2 protein-coding genes are annotated in these 2606 nt (G+C 73.9%); both read right to left on the bottom strand.

From position 1 onward, the window contains the following. A partial coding sequence (locus NBW84_RS15490) for an AAA family ATPase (protein WP_250285450.1) occupies window positions 1-741 on the bottom strand: 741 nt, incomplete at its 3' end. Next, the gene (locus tag NBW84_RS15485; RefSeq protein ID WP_250285449.1) at window positions 741-2057 is read right to left on the bottom strand and encodes an exonuclease SbcCD subunit D; all 1317 of its coding nucleotides are present in this window, start codon (window positions 2055-2057) and stop codon (window positions 741-743) included. The genes NBW84_RS15485 and NBW84_RS15490, both read right to left, overlap by 1 nt. Between the last annotated feature and the right edge of the window lie 549 nt (window positions 2058-2606).

Below are 2606 nucleotides of genomic sequence, written 5' to 3'. Positions count from 1 at the left end.
GGCGGCGGCGTCCGCGGCCGCGGCGAGCCCGGCGGCCCAGTCGGCGTCGGCCTCGAGATCGTCCGGTTCGGTGGCTGAGGCGGCCTCGGCGGCCCGGGCCGCCACCCGGGCGAGGTCGCCGCGCGCGGCGGCCAGCCGCTCGCCCGCGATCTTGGCCTGGTCGGCGAGCCACTGTTCGGCGTGCTCGAACCGGCTGACGGCGAACAGGCGCTTGAGCAGCCGTTCCCGCGTGTCGTGGTCGGCCTGGAGGAAGTCGGCGAAACGCCCCTGCGGCAGCATGATCACTTGGAAGAACTGCTCGGCGGTCATCCCGAGCAGCCGGCCGATCTCGAGCCCGACGTCCTCGTTGCGCTGGGCGACAGCCTCCCAGCCGGTGTCGGTCCGGCGCCTGAGCAGGGCGGTCGGGTTCACCCGGGAGCTGCCCTCGCCGCCGCGCCGGGGCCTGTCCCAGCCGGCTGTACGGGTGATCTGGTAGCGCTGCCCGGACACGCTGAACTCCAGCCGGACCTGTGGCTGGGCGTCCGCCTCGGCATGGTGGGAGCGCAGGTCCTTCGCGCGGGCCCGCAGCCCCGGGACGACCCCGTAGAGTGCGAAGCCGAGCGCGTCGAGCAGCGTGGTCTTCCCGCCGCCGGTCTCGCCGCACAGCAGTACCAGGCCGCCGGCCCCCAGCCGGTCGAAATCCAGCTCGACCTTCCCCGGGAAGGCTCCGAAGGCGGTGAGTTCCAGCCGGTGCGGGCGCATCAGGCCGCGTCCTCGGCCCGGCGGGCGTCGTCCAACGCCGCCTGTAACAGGGCCCGTTCACGCTCGCTCGATTCGGAGCGCACATGGGCGACGAACGCCTCGGCCACCGCGAGATCGGGACGCCCGTGGACGCGCCGGCCGTAGGTGAGCTCGTCGCCGGTGGCGTCGAGCGCGGGCTCGTGACTGAGGGTGAGAGCGAAGGGGAAGCGGCGTTGCAGGGCCGCCATCGCGTCCAGCGGGCGGACCGGGTCGGTGAGCACCACCGAGACGAAGTCGGCGGTGTGCCGTTCGTAGTCGGCGGTGGCCATCAGCTCCGCGAGCCGGCCGCGCAGCCGGGCGAGGCCGCGGTACACGGGGACCGGGATCTCCTCCAGCCCGCACAGGCCGTCCGCGTCGATCTCCACCAGCAGCGACGACTTGACGTCGCCCGCCTCGGAGAACGAGTAGGGCAGCGGCGAGCCGCTGTAGCGCAGGCCCTCGTCCAGCGCCTGTGGCCGGTGCAGGTGCCCGAGCGCGGTGTAGGTGACCCCGTCGAAGAGCTTCGCCGGGACGGCCGCGAGCCCGCCGACGCTGATGTCGCGTTCGCTGTCACTGCCCTGGCCGCCGCTGACCCAGGTGTGGGCGCAGACGATGCTGCGGCCGCCGCGCCGGGCCCGGTCGGCGTGCACGGCCCGCATGGCCCGGCCCAGCGTCGCGGCGTGCGACAGCGCCCTGCTACCACCGGTTACGACCGGATCATCCCTGCTCGAAGTCACAGTGTCACTATTCGTGCCCGTTGTGTCATTGGACGCCACCGGGCCATCGCTTTTCGCGTCCGTTGTGTCTCTGTTGTCTATTGCCGCACTCGTGCCGCCGGGGTGGGGCCCGTCGTAGCCGCCCGGGGCGGGAAGCGCCGGCAGGGCGTCGACCACCGCCGCCGGCTCCAGGTAGGGGAGCGGGTAGACGTGGACGGGCCCGTGCCCGTCCTCGACGGTGACGGGGGTGGCGATGGCGGACACGTCCGTCCTGATGCGCACCCGGGGGTCGAGCAGCCCGGCCTTGTCGCCGAGACGGGCGCCGGCGTCGTGGTTGCCGCTGATCACCACCACGTGCGCGCCGGCGTCCCGCACCCGGGACAGCGCCTCGTCGAACAGCCGCATCGCCGCGACCGGCGGGATGGCCCGGTCGTGGACGTCCCCGCTGACCACGACGAGGTCGACGCGTTCGGCCCGGACGACCTCGACGAGATGGTCGACGAAGGCGGCCTGCGCCGCCAGCAGGTCGAACCGGTGGAGGGTACGCCCGAAGTGCCAGTCGGATGTGTGCAGCACGAGCATGTCAGCACGGTAGGACGCGCCGCCGGCGCCTCCGCACGCGGGTACGGTTTGCGTGCGTGCCCGTCCCGCCACGGAAACCGTGACCGCGTCGCCGCCGGCTCGGGGGAGGCATCCTCGAGGCTGCCCTGACACGCCGGTAACCTCCACGCCGGTAACCTCGTAGTGCCACGGAAATGTGGGCCGTCCGGACGTCCCGGGCCGGCTCGCGGGCTCCCGAGCCGGCGCCGCCGAGCCGACGGGAGCCCCGGAGCCGGTGGGGCCCGGGCGCGGGAACATCGTTGTGCCGCCCCGACCCTCCGCGACCTGCGGCAACGTGGGCCTCCGGCGGCGCGGGCATGATCGCGCAGCCGTCGGTCCGCCGCCCCGCACACGCGGTCCTCCGGTGGCGCGGGAACATGATCGCGCCGTTTCCGGCCCGCTGGGGTGGCGTGTCGGACGAGCCGTCAGGTCGGGAGGAACTGGTCATGAACAGCCTTGCGGAGGATGTCCGCGAGACCGCGGTCCGGGCGCGTGACGCCGCGGCCGTGCTCGCTCCGTTGTCCCGCGCGG

It is taken from the genome of Protofrankia sp. CiP1_Cm_nod2, assembly GCF_920664355.1.
In the GTDB taxonomy this organism is placed as follows: domain Bacteria; phylum Actinomycetota; class Actinomycetes; order Frankiales; family Frankiaceae; genus Protofrankia.
Note: the sequence above shows the minus strand (reverse complement) of the source record. Positions and strands in the feature narration are given on the sequence as shown.

Excerpts from the sequence above, each read along its gene's own strand:
- NBW84_RS15485 (WP_250285449.1), bottom strand. The coding sequence starts at position 2,057 with ATGCTCGTGCTGCACACATCCGACTGGCACTTCGGGCGTACCCTCCAC.